At 52.0% G+C, this 24,292-nt stretch carries 18 protein-coding genes; 13 read left to right on the top strand and 5 right to left on the bottom strand.

Annotated elements, in window-relative coordinates; translation table 11 throughout:
- Nucleotides 1–440 precede the first annotated feature (440 nt).
- The gene (gene dnaX / locus SH449x_RS22660; RefSeq protein ID WP_482378359.1) at nt 441–2,441 is read left to right on the top strand and encodes a DNA polymerase III subunit gamma/tau; all 2,001 of its coding nucleotides are present in this window, start codon (nt 441–443) and stop codon (nt 2,439–2,441) included.
- Nucleotides 2,442–2,692: 251 nt separating this feature from the next.
- On the opposite strand, the gene xerC is transcribed toward dnaX, so the two are convergent.
- Nucleotides 2,693–3,622, bottom strand: coding sequence for a tyrosine recombinase XerC (gene xerC, locus SH449x_RS22655; protein WP_482378358.1), 930 nt, complete (start codon nt 3,620–3,622; stop codon nt 2,693–2,695).
- Nucleotides 3,623–3,857: 235 nt separating this feature from the next.
- Here xerC and SH449x_RS22650 point away from each other — a divergent pair, with 235 nt between their 5' ends.
- Nucleotides 3,858–6,047, top strand: a complete 2,190-nt coding sequence (locus SH449x_RS22650) for a hypothetical protein (RefSeq protein ID WP_482378357.1) — start codon at nt 3,858–3,860, stop codon at nt 6,045–6,047.
- A gap of 919 nt (nt 6,048–6,966) precedes the next feature.
- Nucleotides 6,967–8,076, top strand: coding sequence for a trypsin-like serine protease (locus SH449x_RS22645; RefSeq protein ID WP_482378356.1), 1,110 nt, complete (start codon nt 6,967–6,969; stop codon nt 8,074–8,076).
- Between the two features lie 31 nt (nt 8,077–8,107).
- Here SH449x_RS22645 and SH449x_RS22640 read toward each other — a convergent pair whose 3' ends face one another.
- Complete coding sequence (locus tag SH449x_RS22640) at nt 8,108–8,287, bottom strand: Flp family type IVb pilin (RefSeq protein WP_482378355.1); 180 nt, start codon at nt 8,285–8,287, stop codon at nt 8,108–8,110.
- 290 nt (nt 8,288–8,577) lie between these two features.
- On the opposite strand from SH449x_RS22640, the gene SH449x_RS22635 reads away from it, so the two are divergent.
- A complete protein-coding gene (locus SH449x_RS22635) occupies nt 8,578–9,834 on the top strand; it encodes a CHASE2 domain-containing protein (RefSeq protein ID WP_482378354.1) in 1,257 nt (418 codons plus the stop codon).
- Nucleotides 9,835–9,866: 32 nt separating this feature from the next.
- Here SH449x_RS22635 and SH449x_RS22630 read toward each other — a convergent pair whose 3' ends face one another.
- The 3 genes from SH449x_RS22630 to SH449x_RS22620 form a co-directional block, all read right to left on the bottom strand.
- A complete protein-coding gene (locus tag SH449x_RS22630; protein WP_482378353.1) occupies nt 9,867–10,793 on the bottom strand; it encodes a serine/threonine-protein kinase in 927 nt (308 codons plus the stop codon).
- 604 nt (nt 10,794–11,397) lie between these two features.
- Entirely contained in the window at nt 11,398–12,663 is a 1,266-nt protein-coding gene (locus tag SH449x_RS22625; protein ID WP_482378352.1) for an NAD(P)/FAD-dependent oxidoreductase, read from the bottom strand.
- Nucleotides 12,664–12,814: 151 nt separating this feature from the next.
- Nucleotides 12,815–13,279, bottom strand: coding sequence for a MarR family winged helix-turn-helix transcriptional regulator (locus SH449x_RS22620; protein WP_482378351.1), 465 nt, complete (start codon nt 13,277–13,279; stop codon nt 12,815–12,817).
- Nucleotides 13,280–13,488: 209 nt separating this feature from the next.
- On the opposite strand from SH449x_RS22620, the gene SH449x_RS22615 reads away from it, so the two are divergent.
- The 9 genes from SH449x_RS22615 to SH449x_RS22575 all read left to right on the top strand — a co-directional run bounded on the left by SH449x_RS22615 (nt 13,489) and on the right by SH449x_RS22575 (nt 24,278).
- On the top strand, nt 13,489–15,045 hold the full coding sequence (locus SH449x_RS22615; RefSeq protein WP_482378350.1) for a hypothetical protein: 1,557 nt from the start codon (nt 13,489–13,491) through the stop codon (nt 15,043–15,045).
- A 207-nt stretch (nt 15,046–15,252) separates the two neighbouring features.
- Nucleotides 15,253–15,405 (top strand): type B 50S ribosomal protein L36, encoded by a 153-nt coding sequence (gene ykgO, locus SH449x_RS22610; RefSeq protein ID WP_482378349.1) that lies wholly within the window; start codon nt 15,253–15,255, stop codon nt 15,403–15,405.
- Nucleotides 15,406–15,417: 12 nt separating this feature from the next.
- Complete coding sequence (locus tag SH449x_RS22605) at nt 15,418–16,431, top strand: Gfo/Idh/MocA family protein (protein ID WP_482378348.1); 1,014 nt, start codon at nt 15,418–15,420, stop codon at nt 16,429–16,431.
- A gap of 222 nt (nt 16,432–16,653) precedes the next feature.
- The gene (locus tag SH449x_RS22600) at nt 16,654–18,570 is read left to right on the top strand and encodes an ExeA family protein (protein WP_482378347.1); all 1,917 of its coding nucleotides are present in this window, start codon (nt 16,654–16,656) and stop codon (nt 18,568–18,570) included.
- 60 nt (nt 18,571–18,630) lie between these two features.
- Complete coding sequence (locus tag SH449x_RS22595) at nt 18,631–19,179, top strand: hypothetical protein (RefSeq protein ID WP_482378346.1); 549 nt, start codon at nt 18,631–18,633, stop codon at nt 19,177–19,179.
- 25 nt (nt 19,180–19,204) lie between these two features.
- Entirely contained in the window at nt 19,205–20,146 is a 942-nt protein-coding gene (locus SH449x_RS22590; RefSeq protein ID WP_482378345.1) for an SDR family oxidoreductase, read from the top strand.
- Nucleotides 20,147–20,384: 238 nt separating this feature from the next.
- Nucleotides 20,385–20,795, top strand: a complete 411-nt coding sequence (locus tag SH449x_RS22585) for a GntR family transcriptional regulator (protein ID WP_482378344.1) — start codon at nt 20,385–20,387, stop codon at nt 20,793–20,795.
- Nucleotides 20,792–21,730, top strand: coding sequence for an ABC transporter ATP-binding protein (locus SH449x_RS22580; protein ID WP_482378343.1), 939 nt, complete (start codon nt 20,792–20,794; stop codon nt 21,728–21,730). The genes SH449x_RS22585 and SH449x_RS22580 overlap by 4 nt, the downstream gene beginning before the upstream one ends.
- A gap of 13 nt (nt 21,731–21,743) precedes the next feature.
- Complete coding sequence (locus tag SH449x_RS22575) at nt 21,744–24,278, top strand: hypothetical protein (RefSeq protein ID WP_482378342.1); 2,535 nt, start codon at nt 21,744–21,746, stop codon at nt 24,276–24,278.
- Nucleotides 24,279–24,292 lie beyond the last annotated feature (14 nt).

Here is a 24,292-nt window from a genome sequence, read left to right as displayed (position 1 = left end):
CGTCGGCGCCATCCCCACCCGCTGTTGGCAAATTGGCGGGATCGTTTGGATCGAAGTCGTCATCAGGAGGTAAACTGGACACGGAAACAGCACCGATCGGTTACAAGGAACGAGTCTGGAAAGGCTGCCGGAGAATCGATCAAAAAACCAAGCTTTTGCAAGGTTTTACAGACTCCCCAACGGGGCGGGATTCTACCCTAAATCGACTTTTTTCACAATCATACCGGGTAGGTCTTTTTCGTTTATGTCACCCGTGCCAAACACTTCCGCTGCGTTTTACCGCTGAAAGGAAGACCTTAATCTAACCGCTAGGGCTTTGTTTGCCGTTAAGCGTAGGAATATTCCTGCACTCATGTATATTTGTCTGAAAGTGCTTGCAGGTCTGAAACCATGACCTGGCACAGCGTCTGACTCAATTCTGGCAGGGAAATCAATCGGCTATGGACGCAGTCCCATCAAGTGGCCCATCAAGTGGAAAGTATACCGTTGTCGCACGACGATATCGGCCCAAGACGTTTGCGGAACTTGTGGGACAAGGGACCGTTGCCCAAGCCCTCTTGAATGCGATTCACACCAACCGGGTCGGGCACGCCTACTTATTCACTGGGGCTCGGGGAGTTGGCAAAACGAGTACGGCTCGAATCTTTGCTAAGGCTCTGAATGCCTCTGCCGATTCGTCGGGGGACTTCGATCCCCATTCCGATATCGCTCAGGCGATCGATACCGGGGAAGACATGGACGTCATCGAGATCGACGGTGCCAGCAACCGTGGTATCGATGAAATTCGGCAACTGCGAGCCAATGCAGCGGTGAGGCCGAGTCGTTCGCCGTACAAGATCTACATCATCGACGAAGTTCACATGCTTACGCCACCCGCGTTTAACGCACTGTTGAAGACGCTGGAAGAACCACCCGGCCATGTGAAGTTCATCTTTTGTACGACCGATCCCGAGAAAATGCCGATCACGGTCCTTTCTCGGTGTCAACGGTTCGATTTTCCTCCCGTGCATACGTCCGAGATTTTAGGGCGTCTCAAATTTATTTGCGAGAACGAGGGACGGCAAGCCGACGAGGCAGCGTTACAGCTTATTGCGCGTCGCGCGGCTGGTTCCATGCGTGACAGCCAATCATTGTTGGAGCAGCTATTGAGTTTTTGTGGTGAGCAGATTCGAGTCGAAGATGTTCACAGCATGCTAGGTACGGCGGACGAAACGCGACTGGCGGCTTTTGCTCAAAAGATGATTCAACGCGATGCGGCCGGGGCGCTGCGAGACTTGAACGATGCTGCCACCGAAGGGGTCGACCTCGGACAGCTTGCTGAGCAACTACTCGGCTATCTTCGAGATCTCATGGCACTAAGCGTAGGGGCATCGAGCGATTTGATTCGCACGGCTAATCCCGAGAATGCCGCTCAAATGAAGGCTTGGGCTGAGCAGTGGGGAACGACGACATTGATATCCGCGTTGCAGATTCTCGACGAGTCCATCGTCAAAATGCGGCACAGCGTTCAAACCCGGGTATTGATGGAGATCGCCTTGGTTCAGATTTGCCAACTACAAGACTTGCAAGCTATTGCAGATCTCGCCAAGGCGTTCGCGTCGGGCCAAACGGCTCCACCTCCTCGCGTCGTGGTTAGCAACAATGCTGCAAGTGCCACCCCGAAAACTTCATCGTCCGAGGTGGCAAAAAAAAAAGATGACGTAGCGGATGACGTAGCGGTAGTCGACCCACCACCACGGGAATATGTTCCGGGCAATCCTGCAAGTTCAGCAGGCTCGACAGGCTCCGCCGGTTCGGTCTCGATGACCGCCGACAATCGTTCAATGACCGCCGCTAAGCCGAGCGATGCAGTTCGGGAAGATGCAAGACAACCAACCGCTGCAGCACTACCAGATCGGGCTGAAGCTCGGTCAGCGGTGGATCAGATCAGGGAAAAGCCAGAGGCGGCTGCAATCAGTGAAAGTACCGAATCTGGAGGGGAGTTAGACATTCTGAACCGAGCTGCGGAGAAGGCTGGAGGGCTCATTGTTCAGTGTGTCGGGATGGTCCTGCGAGTCGTTCCGGCTTCTGCGGTGCAATGGCGTGCCTACGTTTGTCGTGACGGGCAGTTTTCCATCAACTATCTGTTAACCGCGGAGAATACCCGCAAGCTGGCTACGGCGATCAAGGAGATTTGCGGACGCGATGTTCAGGTCGAATACATTCTTACCCAGGAGCCAGCCAGAGCTACCTCAGCCGCTTCGGCCCAGGAAAAGCAGCCTGCATTGGAGCCGGTTCGGGTTAGCACCAATCAGGCTCAGTTGATTCGCGGCATGATGAACAATCCTCTGGTCAAGCATATCGTCGATAAATTCGACGGTCAGATCGTGCGAGTCGACCAACCATCGGTGATTCGAGCACCCCACACGCTCGAAGGAGAACCTTTGGTGGAGGCTTCTTAAGATTGATCGCTTCTAAGCGTAACGGCGCTAGACGTACGGTAGGGCTTCAACGAATCCATCGCCCATCAGTTAAACCCGTAATCACACTCTGCCATTTGTTCTATACCATTCGCCGAATGGCGAACTCGGCTCGCTTCGCATTGCCGGAGACACCGTACAGCTTGCGCTGTTACGCTCCTATTCGCGTATTAGACAACCCCCTGTAATTGCCGAAGATTTCCATCTGCCGATCGCCTAAACGAGGAGTGTACCTACTCGACCTTTTTTGCAACTTGTTTCGCAGGGTTCTTCGCTCGAGGGTGCGCGTTGATGTACGCTTTCTTAATGTTTGCGGTACTGACGTGAGTGTAAATCTGCGTCGTGGCCAAGCTTTTGTGCCCTAGCATTTCCTGAACGCTCCGAATGTCTGCACCGCGATCGAGCAAGTGCGTAGCGAAGCTATGCCGGAGCGTGTGAGGTGTGGTTCTGGTGTCTAGCCCACATTGCAAGATATACTTCTCGAGCATTCTCGCAACGCTACGAGTCGTAAGCCGTTGACCGAATTTGTTTGTGAACGTCGGTTGTTCCTTTTGATTGGCAGTCTCTTTGACAAGTCGTACTGGGATGTATGCTTTCAAGGCGCGAATCGCATAACGACCTAATGCACCTAAGCGTTCCTTTCGGCCTTTACCTCGAATGCGAACGACACCTTCGCTAAAGTCAATATCTCGGTCGTTCATGCCGACCACTTCGCTCACGCGTAGCCCCGCGCTGTACATAACCTCGAGGATGGCTTTGTCTCGCAGTCCAGCGGCGTCGCTAGAGTTCGGTGCGTTGAGGAGTTGGTCGACTTCCTCGGCGGTCAAAAAATGGGGCAAGCTCCTTTGACCGCGTGGGTTTCTCAAAGGTTGGGCCGGATTGTTGTCGGCAAAACCTTGCCGGATCGCAAATTTGAAAAAGCTTCTGAGCGATGCCAGCTTGCGAGAGATACTGGTACGCGCGTACCCGGCTTCGTGCAAGGCAGCCACATAGCCTCGCAAGTCCGTGGGGGTTACCTCGCGTGGTGCGAGCTGCTTAGACCGTTCGTCGGTCAAGAAGTCTGCCATGTCCATGAGATCTTCGCGATACGATTTGATCGTCAAGTCGGAAGAGTTGCGTTCCACGTCCAGGAAACGCAGAAACTGCGCGATTTCAGAGTGCATAGAAGACATCCTTGTAGCGAAGAGCGATGTGGCGACCTCCAAGTCTACCACCTTCTTACCGTCTGGGCGAAAAAATGGTTTGCGGCGTTGGGGTTAGCTAGCAATAGATGCGGGTTGATTTCCGGGGATGATAGGGGCGGATTCCGACCTTTATAGCTGTATGGATCGTACCAGCTGGTCCGATAAATCAGGGGCTGACTACCTATACCCCAGGACTCGTATTGATAGCTAAACAATGCTGAATCAGCTTAGTCGAATCGCAAGGCGAACTGCTTTATCGTCGTTCTTAACAGGTTTGGGAGTGTCGTGTGGCACGGCATTGTCTCAAGAACCATTCATCTTGATACCACCATCAGGTCCAGCGAACAAACCGAACCCCGTGGATGCGACGGAAAGGCAAGATGCGGCCGCTGATTCCACTACCAGACGAGCAGATCGCCCTAAGCAGCGCATACCGAGCATTCCAGGTGAGTTAACCAAAGAGCCGCGATCCAACGAGCCTGCTCTGCTGGAGGAACCGCCGTTGCTGAGAAATTTTCCCGGCTCATCTCAGTCCGCCATGGCTCTCGACGGCGGCGAATTGATTCTAGGCAAAATGGATGAGTCTGCGGACGATGTCACGAATGGAGCAATCACGAATGGAGCAAAGAACGCGATCGTCCCTATCAACGATCATCTGCCTGTTCCTCGTTCCGCCCCATTCGTCCGAGAAGCGAAGAATCCCAATGTACGAGGGGATGCTCCTGCGCGAAAGCTTGAGCCGACAGATATTGTGTCCAGTCTCTCGTTGTCGTGGCAGTTGGCCAACGCCGCACAGACTCCCTTTTCTCCGATACTCCTTTGGCAGGGCATTAGACTGGAGCCAATCGATTTGCCCGCTATGCCCGATATGATCGACGAAGACAGCTTCGAGAGTGCTGGGGCTGGTAGCGTTCACACAGAGCTAGCAGATTCCTTTGAAATCGGGGTCGGTGGCGGCTCAAGTGTGGGGTCGGGCGTAAGCACCACGGAAGAGGCTGTAGAGTTTGGTAGTAAACCGACCGAATTAGAGACTATGCCGAGACGGGCAGATATCCTGGCCGGTGATACAAAGAAGATCCGAAGTGTGCGTATACCTTTCGGTGACGAGGATCAAGTTGTCGCGGAAGAGGCACCTGCTGAACTACCAAGGTCCGTACAGACTAATAGTACGGGGCGATCGATATCGCTTGCAGAACTGGATGAGCAAAAGGGGCAGGAAGCTCCCATTATCGATGTGAAATCGCTCGAACGTGCTAAAGACGAACAAGGGGCGGATGCGTTAAGAGCATCGAAACCACTTACTCCGCCTAAGCGTCAGATCAAGATCGACGAGCCCGGCGTGCAAGGGATTCAAGTTTCCGCAAAACCGGGCGAACTGCCTGTGGTTGTTAGCGCAGCCGACACGCAACGCCTGCTAAAGGCTCAAGCTTGTTTGGATCACTACTTGAACTTTCCGGAATCGACCTCCGTTCGATCTCCGTGGGCGGTGATGCATGCGTTGTTGCCCTTTGGTGGCGATTACGAGATGGTTCACGGCAACCAGCGGGTCAATGCGATCGGCTGGATGTGTCACAACGGAACCTGTCGTACACAACGAATTTTCACACCGGTTCGAGGGGGCTTTGTTCCTAACATTGGTGGAGGTGTGCAGGGGCATGCCGGCCAATTCATGGCCATCCTGGCGCAGTGTGGCGTACCGTTAGATTATCCGATCCAGGTTGGTGCACAAAAGTATACCGTTGAAGATCTAGTGCGTTACGAAATGGCAACCTGTCGCGAGAAGAGCGAGCTTACGTTCAAACTCATCGGTTTGTCTTACTATCTCGATTCGAATAAGCAGTGGCGTTCGAACGACGGAAAGGTTTGGAGCATTCCCAAGCTTATTGCAGAGGAATTGGCTCAGCCGATCAAAGGTGCTGCGTGTGGGGGTACGCACCGACTGATGGGTTTCTCGTTCGCCGTGAAGCAGCGGACTAGTCAAGGGCTGCCGATTGATGGTCAGTATGCTCGTGCCGATAAGTTCGTGAGAGAATACGTTGAGTACGCGTGGCAGTTGCAGAATGCGGATGGGAGCTTCAGCACGTCTTGGCTCGAGGGGCGAGCTGACGAGCCCAATGAAGAACGCAAGGTGCAAACTACTGGGCATATCTTGGAATGGATTCTGTTCACCGTGCCAGATGCTGACGTCCATCAGGCTCGCGTTCAGAAAAGTATCGATTTTCTACTGACGAAAATCTACGACAAGAAAGAGTACAAGTGGCCCATTGGTCCGCGAGGCCATGCGACTCGTGCTGTCTCGCTGTATCTGAACCGATACGACGAGATTAAGTCAACGAATCCTGAACTGCTCAGGACGCAAGCTAAGACGGCTGCCCCGGCACAAGCACCTTTCAGTCGTCGCTAATCTTAGGCGAGTGAACTGCCGCGGTTTCGTCAGGTCAGGCGGCGGGCCTCGTTGCCCCGGCCACTACGGGAGTTTCCGCAACTTCGTAGTGGACGAGGCAACGAGACCATTCGCCCTGGAGACCGCCTGCTCTGACTGTGCGTAACTCCAGACGGTTTCGTGCCAGTCGGTTGGGCCTCGTCGCCTCGGCCACTACGGTGAAATGAACATATTGGTGACACAACATTTAATAATTTGATGGGGAGTCATTTTTTGGGCAGCGGATGGTGGCATGGCCTGATTACCTGCCTCGATTGATTTCGTCACGATCTTTGACATTAGGTCCCTACGGGACGAACGGTTTGAATGCTCCGTAGGGGCAAAATGTTGGCAGAAAGAAAACAAACAACGCGTCATCCGCCACGCCCCGTAGGGGCAAAATGTCGGTAGAAAGAAAACAAACAACGCGTCACCCGCCACGCCCCGTAGGGGCAAAATGTCGGTAGAAACCTCTTGCGTCACTCTCATCTCTCGCGGTGTAATCCTATCCACCGAGTTTTTAAGTGTATTGGTTGGGACACACACCGTTTCGATGCCACCCCATCCCGGCGATTTCCAGTGTCCCCATGCGGCCCGTTCTCGGGCAGCTCGGAGTTACAGCATCTCTTAAGTGAGGGGCCAAATGCCCTTTGGATCCTTTCTTCTGGAGTCATCCAGGAAGGATGTAGATTTAAGGTCACGGCGACTGTAGACTTTAAGTCACGTCTGTCTTAAATCGTGCAAAAACATTCAGGATTGTCGCAGGTTTAGGGGGCGTGAGCAGGATTCGACTATTTCGGCTAGTTCGATCCTGGTTCCTTAGTCCTAAAAAAGGTGCTAGCCTCCCAAGGAAAAAGCAGGGAGCCAACGCCCCTTACGTCTTCGCGTCCTGGTGAGCACTATGCAACAAAATACTGCTAAAGAAACCTCTGGCCAATCAACATCAAAAACGCATGGCGAATCACCCGCTCTGCCGAGTCATCTTTCGGATGACATGCTCAACGCATCATTACCCACAAGAACCTGGGGTGAGTTCATTGGCGAGACGTCAAGGAAACTTGGCCTAGGCTCTGCATTGCTCGGGGCTGGGCTAGGGCTCAGTGGAATTGCACCTAGCGGGATGGAGAAGAGGGCTGAGGGGGGGATAATTATCTCTGGGGGGGATGATCAGCAGGCTAGGGAACGTGGTGAGACTTTCAGTGTTTTCGGAGGGGGGAATACGGGATTTCTGAAGAGAGTTACCGATCTCGGTACTTTTCACAGCTCAATGGTTTTTATAAATGACAGATTGGCTGTCGCTGCTGCCCACTCGTTCAGAAACGAGTTCGGTAACATTCAAGATATCTTTGTTGGAACGAGTCCGAATTTTAATCAACCTGAGTTAGGATCGCTTACGCGTGTGTCTGAGGTTATCTTTCATCCAAGTTACAATGGAACGGCGGCCGGAGGGAGCATTGACCTCGCCATTTTAAAATTTGAAAGTCCAGTGGCTGGGGTTAAGGATGTCGTTTTTGCCGAGGGGAGGCCTACCCAAAATCAGACCGTTTGGTTTTCTGGATACGGGGTAACCGGTAATCCTACCGACGGCTATCTCGGGCAGGACGGTTTTATAAGAGCAGGTACTTCTAGAGCTCAAGAAGGCACCCCGTTATTAGGAGGCAATCCGGATCTGTACATGAATGCGCTGTTTACAGATCGTTCAAACTTTCCAAACGATCTTCGTCTTGCTCCTGGCGATTCAGGCGGAGGCACATGGAATGGCAACGGTGAGTTATGGGGAATTAATATAGGCGCATCAACGAGTGTTACTAGCCGAGGTAGTATGTTCCTCTCCACTAGTGCCCCAGAGGTTAGGAACTTTATCGACCTATATTCGTCAACAGCTGTTCCCGAACCCTCTTCTCTTGCTTTGGCTGTTACAGCACTTGGATTGGGAGGCTGGTTAGCAAGACGAAGAAACTTTCTGCAACGAATATCCCTCAATAAACAGAAAAATGGATATATTGAGTAACCTCGATCTAAGTACTGACACTTGTTTGTTGTCAGTCCATCGTTCCAGCACCAGCGATTAACATTTCCGCGTTAGCGAATTGGTCGTCTATTGCTTGACCGAGAGACTGGATTGCGACAATGCAGACCATTGATACTAGAGCCACAAGAATCCCGTATTCAACCCAAGACGCTCCGCGTTCTGCATGATGTTTCTGCCTACGTGGTGTCATGTTGCCTCTTGAAGTTGCTTCCTAGATGTTTAATCGGTTGGATTTCAAGCTTCTTGAGCTTTGGGAGCAATTCTGTGGTTTACAAGTAAGCTTTGCCGTATTAATAAATTCAATTAGTTAATTCGCCATCCCGCTCATGCAAGTCCGTTTATAGATTAAATTCTCAGAATCTCTCCCGATACCCCGATACAAGCGTAGTATCTGTCTAGCGATAGGTAACAGCTTTCGTTCTACTGAACTTATTCCGATATGTTTTATTAGGGGCCATGTTTCCAATCGAACGTACACTGATGGGATTATCAGCAATTAGAAGAAAACAGATCAACACGCTTCTTAGGCGTTATGGATCCTTTCCCAGGCAGGTATCCCTGACCCTTATTCTCTCCTGGCTCGCCGCAGTACTTTACCACTCCTCAGTCGGGACGATGGGAAACATCCAAACCCTTCGTCTTTTCTTCTTTTTGAGGGGGCCTATTGCTCCTCCCGAGGACGTCGTAATCGTTGCCGTCGATGACAAGAGTTTCAAAGAACTAGCTGCTTCGACGAGCTATCCTTTACCTAGGCGTTATTTAGCAACAGCCCTAGACTCAATCGTTGAAGCGAGTCCTCGCACATTAGTCGTTGACGGAAAATTCCCAGACGATCGAGTGTATGATGTTGATTCGGATGAACGTATTGCAGAGGCTTTTGCAAAGCTACCGACCACCATTTGGAAAGGTAGAGACGATGACCGACCAGACACTGAAGTTCTCCCGTCAGGAGAACATTTTCGCAAAGCCGCGAAAATGGAGCTCGATATGTTTATTACCGGCGCGCAGGGTTACCTTTTTGGAGCAAGCGATAGTACCGGTAGGTTTTTAAAAAATCCACGCGATCCCGTTACGCCGACAAGCTCACTGGAGGCCAAGCAGCGGTTAAAAGCAATGTCTACTATCGGTTACGCGTTAGTCGAATTAGGCGGCTATTCAATAGTGCCTCCGACAGCCAATTCGTTTATCAATTTTTATGGCGCGAGCAAAAGTATTCCCTACGTTTCTTTGGTTGATCTCATAATGGGAGATATCGAGGCAGCGAAGGCCAAGATCAGTGGCAAAGTGGTCTTGTTCGGTTACCTAAGCAAACAGTATATGAAGGGAATCCTAAACCGTGATGAATTCGTTGTTCCATCCGACCCATCTGGGATGTTCGGGGTTGAGATCCATAGCCACTTAGTTGGTAACCTTATCCATCAACAATGGATCGATCGCATGCGTCCGAGAAACGAGGTCTTGTTTGTCGTTCTCTTAACAATTGCCTTTGCCGCTGCAGCACTTCGAAAACCCACCCCCTCAGTCATAGGCTTCATACTGCTAACCCCACTCGTCTTACTCGCAATCGGCTACTTCTCTTTTGTCTACTTCCGGTTCTTCATTCCGGGAATTCCAATAATCGCACTGATGTCGTATCTGATAACTGCGCCAAGCATCATCCACTTCCTCCTAAGATCACAGCGATTCAATAACTATCTAAACAAGCAACTAAAAATCGAAACCGAACAAGAGATCTAACCCGTATTCCCGCAACTGCCCTACGTCGCTTTCTACCCCGTTACCCCCCTAAAGCCCTGCACCAATCGGGCAAACCACCCCTTCTCTGTTACCTTCCCCAGGTAATGAATCACCTCTGCCATGTCTGCAAATCGGTCTGCGGGGGCCTTCTCCATTGCTACTTGCACGATGATCTCTAGTGATTTGGGGATGGCAGGATTCTTTGCTCGTATCGAGGGGGTTTTTGCTACCGCCTGGTTGGCGATAAGAGCCATCGGATTATCCATCTGGTACGGTAATTGGCCTGTGCAGAGTTGGTACGCGACTATCCCGAATGCGTAAATGTCGGTTCGATTGGTGAGAGGATCGCCGCGTACCTGCTCGGGGCTTAGGTGTGTCATGGTTCCAACGAGGCTTTTGTGTTGTGAGGCAGAGGGGTCAACTGCGGTGTCGAGGGGAACGCTTTTACACGCGAGTCCGAAATCAATAAGGGTTACGGCAAAATCACCCTCTACGTCCCTTACAAAGATGTTGGCAGGGGTGAGGTCTACAAAGACATACCCCGCGTCATGGATGACTTGAATAGCCTTGGCTATCTGGAGCAGGAGTTTCACGAGGTGTCCGACAGGTAGGGTAGCGGGGAGATCCCGTTCCTTGATCCAGGATGCTAGGGGCTCACCTTGAACGATCTCCATGGTGTAGTAGGGGACCCCGCTCTTTGTCTCTCCGCGTTCGAGTACCGTTACGATATGCAGACTCTGGAACGTGCGTGCTATTTCGTACTCGGATATTAGCCGGGACCATGCCGAGCTTCGGTCGGCTGAGGTGCTCGATGCTATCTTAATCGCTACGGATTTTCGGTCGGAGGAAGCAAGGTCGCGTACTTCATAGACACTTGCCATTCCGCCCTGCCCGAGCAAGCGAACGACTTCGTACCGTTGGTGATCATCGATAAAGCTTCCAGCAGGTAGAAGATTCAAGGGACACAGCATTTAATTGATGGGGAGTCATTTTTTGGGCAGCGGAGGGTGGGATTGTGGCATGGCCTGATTGCCTGCCCCAATAGATTCCTTCACGATCGTTGACATTGCGTCCCTACGGGACGCGAGCGGGAAAGGGGGGCGTTGGTTACTACCGATATTAGGTCCCTACGGGACGAACGGTTTGATTGCCCCGTGGGGGCAAAATGTTGGCAGAAACAAAACAAACACCGCGTCATCCGCCACGCCCCGTAGGGGCAAAATGTCGGTAGAAACTACAACCCGGTTTATCCACACGCTTTCCTGCGTCCTTATTTTGTCCGCTATAAATCCCACCTTAAGATTTCCACACCGCTAGAGATTAGAGAAACGCACGAGGATTGATGATCAACGGTTTTCAAGACAACTCTTGCGTCACTCTAATCTCTCGCGGTGTAATGCTATCCGCCGAGTTTTGAAGTGCTTTGGTGGGCTCCAGACGGTTTCGTGCCAGGGGGCAGGCCTCGTTGCCTCGGCCACTACGGGAAGTTCTGTGGGCCTCGTTGCCTCGGCCACTACGGCAGGATTTATCAGACCACACTCCTCCTTCAATTACCGTCGTCCGTCACCGTGCTCCTTGCACTGTTACGCTCTCTTCAGTCTCGAGGCGTAGCTCATCGATGAGGGGCCAAAGCTCGTCGACTCGGTCCTCAAAGATGTTTCCGATCAAAATGTCCGTGATGAGATTCTTTTTCTCTGGGTGCTTCCTTACGAGGCGACCAAAATTCAAGCCGTCATAGAAAGCCATTACCAGGTTCCTCATCCTGTTCATCGCTTTGTTATACTCAGGTTCCCACACTCTGAGTCTCTCTTCGGAAGGATCGTTCGCAGCAAGAGCATCGGCCACCGCTTCGCCAACCACATCGGCAGACTTGAGAGCTAGTAAAACTCCTGACGAGTACAGCGGATCGAGAAACCCATACGCATCCCCTGCTAGGACCCAACCGTCACCACCACCCCGCTTGGCTTTGTAGGAATACTCCTTCTGAACAAAGTACTCATTGCAGCGAGTCGCGTCGGCAATGCGAGGTTTCACACCGGGGCAACGGTCCACCTCTTCGTTGTAGATCGTTTCCAGGTTCTTCGTGCCGCGATTCTTAAACAGATAATCAAAATCAGCGACGACACCGACACTAACAACGTCGTCGTGGAGCGGTATGTACCAGAACCAGCCCCTTTTGCCTTCCGTTTGAATGACTATTGTGCCACCTTCGTCGAGGCCTGGTTCTCTCGTGGCTCCTTTCCAATAGGTCCAAATCGCGGCCTTCTTCAGTTCGGTATCCCATTGGCGTAACTCGAACCGATCGATAAGCATTGACGACTGACCGCTAGCGTCCACGACCACTTGCGAGAAGTAGTCTGATTGCTGCTCGTTGCCCTCGAGTTTTACCTTGACCCCAATCACCCGCTCGCCATCTTGAATGCAGTCCAGAACACGGGCTCCCTCGAAAACTTCAACGCCGTTCTCGCGGGCATGATCGAGCAGCATTTTGTCAAATTCGCTCCTCAGAACTTGCCAGGTTTGCGATCTCTCATGCGGGTCGTATTGCGAAAAGCGAAAAGGCTCTGAAAGCTTGCCTTGTTCGTTAATGAATTGCACGCCGTACTTCTTCGTAAAGTGGCTCGCGTGCATTTTGGGGAGCATGCCGATCTTTTCCAGAACAGGATAGCAGAACGGGATAAGCGACTCCCCCACGTGAAAACGAGGAAAGTGATCTCGTTCGAAAATCGCGACACGATATCCCTTTTGGGCGAGAATCGTGGCTGTAGCTGCCCCCGACGGGCCCCCACCGATCACGATTGCGTCAAATCGATTGTTCGCGTTTATCATAGCGGCTATCCTCCTAAAACGTTTTTTACTGGCTTATCGGGCAATAAACCGTGCAGGGCAGTGTATGTAGCTTGGTCAAATTTGTGGTGGGGCGGGAATCATTTGGTTGGGCGGTTTGAATGGATTGGTGCACCCTTTGCAACGGGTTCCTCTAGCTCCAGGCTCCTCCCTCCGGTTCATGAGGTGCTCTCGACTTGGCGAGCAAACCGCACAGGAGCTGCAAATCTTCGGCTGACATATGTCCTAACTGTTTCTGGTGAAGCTCTGTTAACCCATCCGTCATGGCCTCGAGGAGTTTCGTGCCGCCCTCGGTGATTTCCACGAGGACCGATCGCCTGTCCGATTCGTTGCGAGATCGCACGATCCAGGCCTGTTTTTCCAAGCGATCCAGCATTCTGGTGACGTCCGGTGCCCTCGAGATCAGCTTGTTTGCGATCGTCAAGGTGGGAAGCGGCCCGTCGTGTGCTTGTAGGATTCGAAGGACGTTGTATTGCTGAGCCGTCAGTTGCCACTGGGCAAAAAACGCGTCCTCCAGAGCCTTTAACCGGTCGTAGGTTCTCCAAATCGATAGGTAAGACTCCTGCTGGATCGAGTCAAACCGCTGTCTAAGTCGCATGGGCTCAACCCTCCCGGAATCTGCATCATCAAGCCAACTTTACCACTAGTATATTAGTCGTCTGGACAATGGTTGTCCAGACAGCTATTTTCGAGGGATGGGAATTGAAAGTGCCAAATTGTGGGAACCTAGACAATCGATTACACTTCGTGCACCACACGCTAGGATAGCCGCATAAGTGCGTTTTTGACTCCAATTTACAAACCTTCATGGGCCAATTGCGTTTTCGGATCTCCAATGCCCAGGATTATGATCCGCACATCTGGCAAACTGCTTACTTTTCAGGGCTTGAAGGGATTCCGTGGGCGAGTCGAAATCGCTTGGACGGTGACATGCTCCTAATCGATCGCACGGTCAACGAATCAGGCAAGTTGTCGATCGTTTGGCCGACTCAGGAGTACGGATTGCTTTTGGTATCGACTGCTTCGCTGCGATGCCAGGATGAGCCGTACATCCTGCCGCTCGAATTAGCTCGGGGGACCATTCATAGGATCCGTGGCAGGGCACAGGATTGGCAGCGGATTGGGTTAAAGATTCCCGACACGTTTACCCAGACCATGGAACGCTCGCTCGGTTATTTCGTACAAGCTATCCTGGCCTCAAAGCGATTAGAGGAGTGCTGCGAGCTGGCGCAGGCATCGATTGACTTTGCCATTTCGGCATCCAAGCCCTTGGGGCGGGCATTTGTTTCGCAATCCTTGCAAGCCAGGCATCAGTCGGAGCGTCAGCTCAGCACCCTGCTTGGGGTCAAGCTGGTGCCTTATTCTGGATGGGAGGGGCACACGGCTGCATTGGAGGCGGCATCGAACACCGTTCAGTTGTCGATGGAAATTGGGCAGCTCGAGGGTGATTTGAAGTCGGATCGCGTTTCCACATTGGACAAGCAGATAGCATGGGCGAGGGATCATTCGCTTCGCGTGCTCGGAGGTCCGCTCATCAATTTGCAGCCGCACGCGATTCCTAAGTGGTTTTACTTGTTTAGCGATTTCGATTCGCTTTACAACGCTGCATGCAAGCATGCGACCCAAACGGTGGAGCGATACCGTGGTCAGGTGCACATATGGTCGGCCGCTGGGGGGTTGAATGCACCGAACACGCTAGGTTTGTCGGATGAGCAGATTTTGCAGCTCGCGGTTGGGGTGATTCAGGCGGTTCGCCGCGCGGATCCCAAGACACCGGTGATCGTCAGCATCGATTCCCCGTGGGCCGAGTATCTCGGGCAAAAGCAGGACGGGATCAGTCCGCTTCATTTTGCGGATGCCTTGGTTCGGGCTGATCTAGGATTGTCGGGGCTGGGGTTGGAGTTGAATCTTAATTATTGGCCCTATGGGTCGCTGCCGAGGGATTTGGTTGACCTGTCGGACTTGATGGATCACTGGAATATTCTTGGATTGCCGTTGTTGATACAGCTCAGCACGCCATGTAGCTTGGCGGCTGACCTGCATTCCATGGCTAAAACGGAAATTGTCTCGAATTGGAAACATCCGGTACCATCGATTTGGGAATCGGGCATGGATTGGGGAGGCAATTCCGTCGAACAGGATTGCGGGCCATGCGACGAAAGCGGGCGACAAAGGCTACCTATTAACGGGCTAGAAGCGATTCAGATGTTGCTGGCGAAGGTAAACGTGCACGGCATCATTTGGAATCAATTTTGCGATCGAGCAGAACATATTTACCCCAATGCGGGCTTGATCGCCCCGGTTGGAAAGAAGCGCACACTGCTTGATGGGCTGACCAGGTTGCGGCAGCTTCACGTCCATTAGTTGCAGGAATGGAATTCGTGCCAGGATGGGCCTCATTTCGGCACGCCAATCTGTCGATACCCCATTAACAGCATTTATCCTGGTTTTTTGCTGTTGAAGATCCCCAGGGTTTTTGTATACTCCGCATCCCCAGTGAGGGAAGATTGCCTCAGGCGATTGCGTAAATCGGGATCATCCCAACCCTTTTTTGAAGTCCAGAGTAGAAACATGAAAGTCGTTTCGTCCATCGGGGCGTTGAAATATCGACATCCTGACTGCCAAGTGGTCCGCCGCCGTGGGCGCATCTACGTCATTTGCAAAAGCAATCCACGCTATAAGGTTCGCCAAGGAAACGCGAAGACAAAGCGACGGAAGAGATAGCGGTCCGTTTCTATGAAATTGCGGATCGGAGTGATCGGTCAGGGAAGAGATTGGCAGACCAGATATTTGCCTGCACTCCGAGCCATGAGGGATCGGTTTTTTCTGGTCGGTTTCTACAACGCTGTTCACGCACTGGCAGAAAGTTCTGCGCGCGAGTTTGACGCGATTCCCTTTGTCAGCTTTCGGGAATTGTTAGAGTCGGACGGCCTCGATGGCGTGTTAATTCTCGAAGAGGGTTGGTACGGGCTTACTCCTTTGCTTGTAGCAGCAAAAGAGGGTAAAGCCGTCTTTTGTGGCGGTGAGATCGATCTATCCACCACCGAAGCGTCCGATTTGCAAAAGCAAATCCAGGGGGCTGGCGTCGCTTTTATGACGGAGTTCGCCCGGAGGTATGCTCCTGCTACGATTCGTTTGAAGGAGTTGATCGCGACCAGGCTTGGCAAACCCAGATTGCTTTTCTGTCACCGACGTTTAGCTTGTGAAACCAAGTCGGCTAGGAACGAGAGGTCACTTCACTCCCGTACCCAAAGAGAGCTCGTCGAGCTTGTAGATTGGTGCAATTACATCGTGGGTGAGGCACCATCGTGGGTCCAAGCGATCGCCCACCAAGGCCGCACGGATTCGCAAACGAAAGATTATCAAATCGTCAGCGTCGGATTTGGGGATCCCGAGGTAGACCCGAACGCCGTCTTGGCTCAGATAAGCTGCGGGGCGTACATTCCTGAGATCTGGAGCGAAGCCATCGCCTACAGACCGCCAGCTGCTGTTCAGGTATGTTGCGAGAATGGAGTCGCTTTTGTGGATCTACCATCGACCTTGGTTTGGTTCGATGAAGCGGGCCGGCACCAGGAATCGCTCGATACAGAGTTACCGGTTGGCCAACAGATGTTTAGTCTGTTTCATCGCTCGGTTACTTCGCTAGTCCGGAATATTAGCGATCTGGAGCAGACCTGTGCGGCCATGAGGATTCTAGACTCCGCCCGCACGAGCACTGAGACGCGTGGTCGAGTCATCATCGATCGCTGAGCCGCCAACGACTATAGAGTCCCACTGGACGAGGTGTTCAACGGCTGTCTTTCTTTCGAAGGCAGGCTGTTTTTCATTCACAGGCAGGCTGTCTTGCGGACCTGGGAAATATGTACCGATTTTAACGGTCTTTCTCATGAGCTTGTACTCTACCGACCGATTCCAAAGATGAGGGCCATTCGGTTCTGGCGTCTAGGATCAAAGTTTCGAGGAAAAGCAGGCATGTACGAAACGTTTTTTGGATTGGTTAGTCGACCGTTTCTTACCGTACCAACCCTGGAACGATACTATCCGAGCAGCACCACCGAGCAGACCTTTCAGACAGCGGCGAGAGCTATCGTTCGTGCTGAGGGGCCGGTAGCGATATTCGGGGGTACAGGGCTAGGCAAAACGATGCTTTGCCTACGCTTAGCCGAGCACTTTCGTAGAAGCTTTGACGTTGTGATGCTCTCTAGCTCGCAACTGATTACTCGGCGGGCTTTATTGCAGAGCCTTCTTTTCGAGCTGAAGATGCCTTACCGCAATTTGAACGAAGGTGAATTGCGACTAACCCTTATGAATCGATTGCAACCAAGTCCCGAGAATCCTAGCAACGGGCTCTTGCTGATTGCCGACGAAGCTCAGACGCTTTCTCCTAAGCTGCTTGATGAGATCCGGCTGCTGACCAATATCACACGGGATGGTATGCCACGCGTTCGTTTGGTTCTTTGCGGAACGATGAAGCTGGAGGATTGCCTGTCGCATCCTAGGATGGAATCGTTGTGCCAACGTCTTTCGTGCCGCTCGTATCTGACTCCGTTGACTCCGCAAGAGACGGCAGGCTATGTTGCGCACAAAATCGAACTCAGTGGTGCCTCCGTTAGTAGTGTCATGACTCGAGAAGCCTTGGAGTCGATCTATCGTGGAACGGATGGCGTCCCTCGGTTGATCGATCAGCTTGCGGACCAGACCCTGTTGCTTGCAGCACAGGAGCGTCAACAACCGATCTCCGCAGCACTCGTCGGCAAGGCTTGGGGGATGCTGCAGCAATTGCCGAACCCATGGAGCGAACCGGAGTCGATCGCGATGCCGGAGAAGACAGTCGCCACGATCCAAGGGGCAATCAGCTCCGAAGCTCCCGTGGAGATCGTCTTGGAAGACACAAAAACGGCCAGCGTCTCCGCAGCAGCCCAATCAAGCGGCAACGAAAGAGCGAGCTTGTCGTTTCAGCTGCGAGACTTGTTGCCTTCCTTGGAAAAGAGTCTCGAGGGGCAAGATGATATCGTGGAGTATGGCAGCCTGGATGATTCCGATAGCGAGTATGAACTTGCCGAAGATCAAGGTGCGTTTCCCAATGCCGTTGACGAGGGGCAATCCGTCAGCCGTGAATCAACAGTCGGTTCTGGAGTTCCTACGAACCCTGCGGATCTATTCGGCGCAGACTTTGACGAGGAATTCACCCTTCCCATCCAGTCGACGCCGGGCTATCAAGCTTATTCGGGAATCGCGTTCGGTAACCTTAGTGACGAGTCTTCCCGTCTCAGTTGGGAAGAAACTTCCTCAGCGTATTCCGTTGCAGAGGCGAATGCGTTTTTGGAGGCATTGCAGTTGCAGCCCGTAGAATCCGTTTCACAACAACCGGCTGCACCGATTTGGGCGGGGCAACTCGAGGGTGATTCGCCCATGCATAACGAGCTTTCTGGTTTTGATGAAGCGTCGTATGCCACAGGCTCACTGACTCCTTCGCAAGCTGCCATGCTGGAGAGGCAAATTCAGGAAGAGATGCGGGAGATCGTGTCCGAACTGAACATGAACGCCATGATGTTTGATCCTGCTCAACCTATTGAGACTGAAGATTACCAAACGCAGTACTCGCAAGCTGAAAAAGCGTCCTACTTTGACTCGCCACTGTCGCTGGCCGATTCGCTAGGTGCTTGGGAATCGACTGCCGACGACACATCTCGATTCGATGCGGAAGATCGCTGGGATCAAGAGCCCGCGATGATTGAAAATCGGCGTGAGGCACTAGGGGACGATCGGGATATCTTGATTATCGAGACCGAGGCCGAACCTGTCCGGGGAACCGCTGCCATCAACAGTAAAGCGAACGCTCGACCAGTCTTGCATCCTTATGCGAAACTGTTTAGCAATCTACGATAGTAATCGATACTCCCCAGTAATCGATACCCCTAGCAGACTCGGAAAGATCGGGAACATAGAGTGTCAAGTCTAGCCAGTCATCGAGATAGTTTTCCGGTTCAAATGCTCGAGAGAGTGATTAAACAAAAACCAAACTATCTTCTCGGGGTCTATGGAGTGAAAGAATTGCCAAGCCGGCAGCCTGAACCACTCCGTAGCGTTGGTTCCCGCTCGGAATCCGAATGGCAGCGATCTCTCGAGCATCTCGTTGAGTCGCTGGCCCCAGTTGGCAATCGTGCTCCTGTTTTGATCGCATTCCATGATCTCTTCGAAGAGCGAAACGATGCCACTGTTTCGCGGATGCGCTATGGAAATGCAGAAAGAGTTGCGAGATGGAAGACGTATCCCCTCTGTATATTGGATTTAGGATTCAATGATGACTGCGTCCTGAAAAGTTTGGGGCGGCAATGTGATGGTGTTGCATTGATCGCTTCCGGAAATTTGAAGTATGCGAAAAGGGTGATGAATCAATGCTCCAGGGAAGCAATTCCTTGGATAGGATATTGGACGGTTGCGACGAAAGCGGTTTCCAGCGACAATCCTTTGGACAGCCTTCAAAAAGCAGGTTAGCAAAAATACTCTTAGGGGAAACTCGATGGCTCGATGTTTAGTAACGGGCGGTGCTGGATTCATTGGTTCTCATATCGTTCGGGGCTTGTTGGATTCCGGCCACTCAGTTCGTGTTCTTGATAACCTAAGTACGGGTAACCGAGACAATCTAGAAGAGGTTTCGGATCGAATCGAGTTCGTTGAGGGGGACATAACGGACCCGATCGCTTGCAAGGAAGCCCTGAGTGGCATCGAAAGGGTTTTTCATCAAGCAGCGTTAGCATCGGTTCCGCTCTCGCTCGAGCGACCACTCGATACACACAGCGCCTGCGCGACCGGCACTTTGAACATGTTGGACCAAAGCGTCAAGGCAAAGGTTCGAAAATTCGTATATGCCGCGAGCAGTAGCGCTTATGGTGATCAGCCGACTTCCTCCAAGCGTGAGGCTGACCTTCCTATGCCATTGTCTCCTTATGCTGTTGCCAAGTTGTGCGGCGAGTACTATTGCCAGTCCTATTTTCACAGCTTCGGTCTCGAGACAGTTGGATTGAGATACTTCAACGTCTTCGGTCCTAGACAAGATCCGGACAGTCCCTATTCAGCCGTTATTCCCATTTTTGTGAGTCGCATTCTCAATGGCGAGCCCGCAATCGTTTACGGCGATGGCTTACAATCAAGAGACTTTACGTTTGTGGCAAACGTTGTTCATGGAAACTTGCTCGCTGCAGAACGGCCCAACATAGGTGGGCGGATATTCAATATGGCCGATGGGCGACAGACAACTTTATTGCAGTTGCTGAAGCTGTTAGGGCAGATGCTGGGGATTTCGCCGAAGATCGAGTTTCAGCCCCCGCGAGTTGGTGATGTAAAGGAAAGCTTAGCTGACATCTCGCTAGCGCGAAGGCTCTTAGGCTACGAGCCTCAATTTCACTTGGAAGATGGGCTTAAGCAAACGATAGCGTATTATCGCATGCTAGTATCTCGCTGAGCGCAGGCCTCAATCGCCTGACCGCACGGGCATCGCCCTGCGCTGCGATCTCCAGGGCAGACCAAAGTAGTCACTTGCAGGGGATGGCGGTCTGAGCAGCGTGAGCCGGATCCGGGCAAGAGAACTTACCGTAGGGCATCAAACGTTCGGATAATCGAGTTCTCCCAGCTACCTCCTTGATCTAAACCGCGTTTTGGTGTATCGTAACACCAACACACCAAAAAGGAGGTGACGATCGATGCAGCTATCAGTTGAACCCGATAATGGGATGCCCATTTACGAGCAGCTTGTTCGGCAGATCAAGTACGCCGTTGCGGAAGGGGTTTTAGTCCCGGGGCAAGTCATACCGAGTGTGCGGGAGCTAGCCCGTCAGTTGGCGGTCAATCCGAACACGGTCCAGCGGGCATTTATGCAGTTGCAGGACGAGGATGTTCTTCAAGCATTGCGAGGACGCGGTATGGCCGTGTGTCCTGGTGCGAAGCAGCGTTGTGTGAGCGACCGGAAACAGTTGCTAGCAGAGCGTTTAGAAAGCGTGCTTGAAGAAGCGATTCGTGGTGGGCTCGATCCCGAGCGACTGCGAGATATGTTCGAAAAAGGGCTCAAAAGGGCGATCAGCAACAGCGACCAATCACGGGAGAACCAACCATGACAGCAGCGATTTCGGTAGAGCGGGTATCAAAACGATTCGGTAGCAAAGTCGTCCTCGACGATGTGTCTTTCAAGGTGCCGCAAGGTGTCGTGTTCGCTTTGCTCGGCGAGAACGGGGCTGGAAAATCGACCCTCATTCGCGGCTTGTTGGGATATCACAAATTCCAATCAGGCACGGTCCGCGTTTGCGGGTTCGATCCAGTGAGATCACCACTCCCTCTGCGACGTGCGGTCGGCTACGTCTCCGATGCGCCAGCCGTTTACGATTGGATGTCGGTTTCCGATGCTGGTTGGTATGCCGCTGGATTTTATCCCGATGGTTTTCTCACTCGATACGATCAATTGATCCAAGAGTTTCAATTGCCCCCGCAGACGAAACTGCGGGATCTATCAAAAGGCATGCGGGCCAAGGTTGCCCTTTCTCTAGCGATGGCCTTTGATCCGCAGTTATTGATTCTTGACGAGCCCACATCCGGCCTCGATCCGGTCGTGCGGCGTTCCTTTTTGGAAAGCATGATCGATCGAGCGGCCGCGGGGCAAACGGTATTCTTAAGCTCTCATCAAATCCACGAGGTGGAACGAGTCGCCGACTGGATTGCAATCCTTCACAAGGGCAAATTGCGGATAGCGGCACCGCTGGAAGACATCAAGTCCAGCATCTCCATGCTCAGTTTATCCATGAAAGATCCACTTCTTATGCTTCCCAACGAGATACATTCGCTCGAGGTATTGCACGCATCCCAGAATGGCCGCACGATTCAATTGATGGTTCGGGGATTCAACGATGAAACGCTTCGAGCCATTCAACAAGATGCCAATCTTTTCGAAGTGAAAGCGGTACGACCGAATCTTGAGGAACTGTACATCGGCTTTACCCAGCCCATGCAAGGTGATCTGACTTGTATGGATGGTACGAAATTCTCCCAGGCAATGTAGAAAGGAGAAAATCATGCAAACCGCAATAGATAATGCTTTGATATCGGCCCCTGGAGCGAGCCTGAACAATGCGTATATTACGCGATCGAAGAAGGACTGTGATCGCACGGCGTTCGGAAGATTGCTTTGGAAAGACTGGCGGGTCGTTCGGCAGGTCGTTGTAGCCATCGCCGTGATCATGCCTGTGCTTCAATTGCTATTCGTGATGTTGTCATTTGGCATATTAGCAAGCGGTGATCCGCACGAAGTTGTCCTTGGCCCCACGGTATTAATTGCCATGTTGGCTCCAACATTCATTGCACTTGGGTGCAGCGGCATGCTCATTGGGCATGAGCGGCAGACGGGTACATGGGGTTGGTCCAGCGTGTTGCCCACAAGTTGGCGGTCAGCGTTGTTGAGCAAGCTCATCGTCACGTTAAGTGCTTGCCTTCTCGTCTTGTGCCTTACGGCGATTGTTCCCTTGATTCTCTTTGCCTCGGGGCAATTGCCGTCTGTAAGTTTCCGATCGGAGTTCGCTTGGTTTCCGCTAGTGCTGTTCCTAGTATGGTTCGAGATAGTCGCCTTTTTTTACTTAGCATTGCTTCTCTTTCGTGAACCTTTGGTAGCACTGATCGTCGGAGCGATAGCAGTATCGACCGCCCAGTTGATTGTCATAGGGGTTCTGACCCGGGCGTCTACCGATTTTCTTATGCAGACGGGTTTGGTCGCGACTCGCGAAGCGGCAGAACAGGTTCTCATGTTTAGCTTGGGAACTCTTTTCTTTGTCACCGGGACCGCTTGCATGGTGTGGGCGTTTCGATGGCGATGGACTTATGGGCAGACAGCGTCTATCGGGGTTCGGCGTGGTAGCTTACGATCTTCGCCAGCTGAAGCGATCGAGTATCGAATCAGGAAAAACGTATCGCCGACAGAATTGGGGAGTCAATTTGTGTTGGCATTCCGTCAGATGCTTGGACTACGATTGCTAGTTATTACAGGTCTAGTGCCAGCGGTTTCATGGTTAAATCGCTATGAATTGAGAGATATGATAAGTGCCTCCCTATTTCAGGCTGTCGGGATTCTTGGAGCCACGACTTTCGCGGGTGATCAGGTTTTGGGCCGCTTTCGGTTTTTAGCGGATCGAGGGGTAAGCCCAGCGAAGCTTGTGACGACTCGATTGATCGTTGCGATGGGATTTGTTTTGGTAGGGCTGGCAGCCTGCAAGTTAGGCATGTCGATTGGCTCGCCAAGATTCGGATTAGAGCTGACAGGATTTACAACCCCTGAATTGTTAACGCTAGCTTTTTCCATAGGAGCGTTGGGATCGCTCTGTTTTGGGCGACCGATCATTGCTGTAACGGTTACAGTAATCACGCTAGGAGCGTGCGGAGGATTGCTACTGTGGGCCTACAAAAAATTCCAATATGGCATCCCATTGGGAAGCCTTCGAGATGAAATATCTTATAGACTCTTTGCCGCATTCATCTTAGGTTGCGTATGCTTGTTCATTGCAGCGATCTATAAAATTGCCAATCGCTGGGTTGTTCAAGATCGTGTGAATCTAGGGCTCCGCTACGTAGCTGCATTTCCGTTGGCCATCTTGGTTTCCGTACTGGCATCGCTACTGGCATTGCTCCATTTCGGATTTCTGCTGCAACCGAGTTATGATCCGAAGAATTTTCCATTGTCTGCTCTAGAAGAGGACATACGGAAGATTCCCGAGATAAATGAATCGCATACGCTATTTCAAGAGATCGAGATTTGGCGATGGGAGAGTGCAGTTAGTACGTTGTCTCGTCGGATTTTCGATAACACTTCAAATCCCCACTCTGCTGTATTTGATCAGATTGTTGAAGGTCTTGGTAAGCAGGATGAGACCAAAGAAAAGTTTCTTGAGCAGACCAAAGCGGATCTTTCAAGAATGGACAAACAGATTTTGCCTGTTTCATCTCCTTCGCCCGATCTTTATCAACGATCCAGAAATTGGAATCCGTTGCTTGCAAAATTAGCGATCGTTGGAAGGTTCGCGGCTACCGAGGGGGAATTCGACTTGTCGAAGCAGGCGTGGCAGCGCGCAAAGCAACTCATGGATGTTGACAGCGCATACCTTTCTGCAATCACCGAGGAAGGCCGATCGATCGTATGGTGGGCCTTGAGCGAATTGAACGACGCAGAAATCGCTGCATTGGGTGGCCCGATGGCACTACGAGAATTATGCCCCAAGCTCGACCCGGCAAGCGAACGGTTTAGAAAATCGCTTTATCTCACTACGATACGTTCTCTTTCCAAAGCAAATGGAGAATTGGCTCGAAACGAGTTTCTAAATAGTCGCGTTGGTGGTTTAGAACCGCCCTGGTTTTTCCGCTATCCCCCAGTGAAGTGGTTTTACATGAGAACGGTCGTGGCAGATTACCAACTCATCACATCCCCAGCAACGAGGATCACTGTTGGGTACCCAGCACTACACTACCAAGATCGAGCCCAGGCGTTCCTTGACAGGCTAGACCGACTACAGACCGCCCCAGTTCAGTCAGATCAGACGGATCAGTCAGATCAGACGGATCTTTAGGAAAGGGAAGAAAG

Source organism: Brakhagea baltica, from assembly GCF_052161605.1.
GTDB lineage: Bacteria > Planctomycetota > Planctomycetia > Pirellulales > Pirellulaceae > JBKCUI01.
This window is presented reverse-complemented; position numbering and strand designations above follow the sequence as displayed.

Excerpts from the sequence above, each read along its gene's own strand:
- dnaX (WP_482378359.1), top strand. The coding sequence starts at position 441 with ATGGACGCAGTCCCATCAAGTGGCCCATCAAGTGGAAAGTATACCGTT.
- xerC (WP_482378358.1), bottom strand. The coding sequence starts at position 3,622 with ATGCACTCTGAAATCGCGCAGTTTCTGCGTTTCCTGGACGTGGAACGC.
- SH449x_RS22650 (WP_482378357.1), top strand. The coding sequence starts at position 3,858 with ATGCTGAATCAGCTTAGTCGAATCGCAAGGCGAACTGCTTTATCGTCG.
- SH449x_RS22645 (WP_482378356.1), top strand. The coding sequence starts at position 6,967 with ATGCAACAAAATACTGCTAAAGAAACCTCTGGCCAATCAACATCAAAA.
- SH449x_RS22640 (WP_482378355.1), bottom strand. The coding sequence starts at position 8,287 with ATGACACCACGTAGGCAGAAACATCATGCAGAACGCGGAGCGTCTTGG.
- SH449x_RS22635 (WP_482378354.1), top strand. The coding sequence starts at position 8,578 with ATGGGATTATCAGCAATTAGAAGAAAACAGATCAACACGCTTCTTAGG.
- SH449x_RS22625 (WP_482378352.1), bottom strand. The coding sequence starts at position 12,663 with ATGATAAACGCGAACAATCGATTTGACGCAATCGTGATCGGTGGGGGC.
- SH449x_RS22620 (WP_482378351.1), bottom strand. The coding sequence starts at position 13,279 with ATGCGACTTAGACAGCGGTTTGACTCGATCCAGCAGGAGTCTTACCTA.
- SH449x_RS22615 (WP_482378350.1), top strand. The coding sequence starts at position 13,489 with ATGGGCCAATTGCGTTTTCGGATCTCCAATGCCCAGGATTATGATCCG.
- ykgO (WP_482378349.1), top strand. The coding sequence starts at position 15,253 with ATGAAAGTCGTTTCGTCCATCGGGGCGTTGAAATATCGACATCCTGAC.
- SH449x_RS22605 (WP_482378348.1), top strand. The coding sequence starts at position 15,418 with ATGAAATTGCGGATCGGAGTGATCGGTCAGGGAAGAGATTGGCAGACC.
- SH449x_RS22600 (WP_482378347.1), top strand. The coding sequence starts at position 16,654 with ATGTACGAAACGTTTTTTGGATTGGTTAGTCGACCGTTTCTTACCGTA.
- SH449x_RS22590 (WP_482378345.1), top strand. The coding sequence starts at position 19,205 with ATGGCTCGATGTTTAGTAACGGGCGGTGCTGGATTCATTGGTTCTCAT.
- SH449x_RS22585 (WP_482378344.1), top strand. The coding sequence starts at position 20,385 with ATGCAGCTATCAGTTGAACCCGATAATGGGATGCCCATTTACGAGCAG.
- SH449x_RS22580 (WP_482378343.1), top strand. The coding sequence starts at position 20,792 with ATGACAGCAGCGATTTCGGTAGAGCGGGTATCAAAACGATTCGGTAGC.
- SH449x_RS22575 (WP_482378342.1), top strand. The coding sequence starts at position 21,744 with ATGCAAACCGCAATAGATAATGCTTTGATATCGGCCCCTGGAGCGAGC.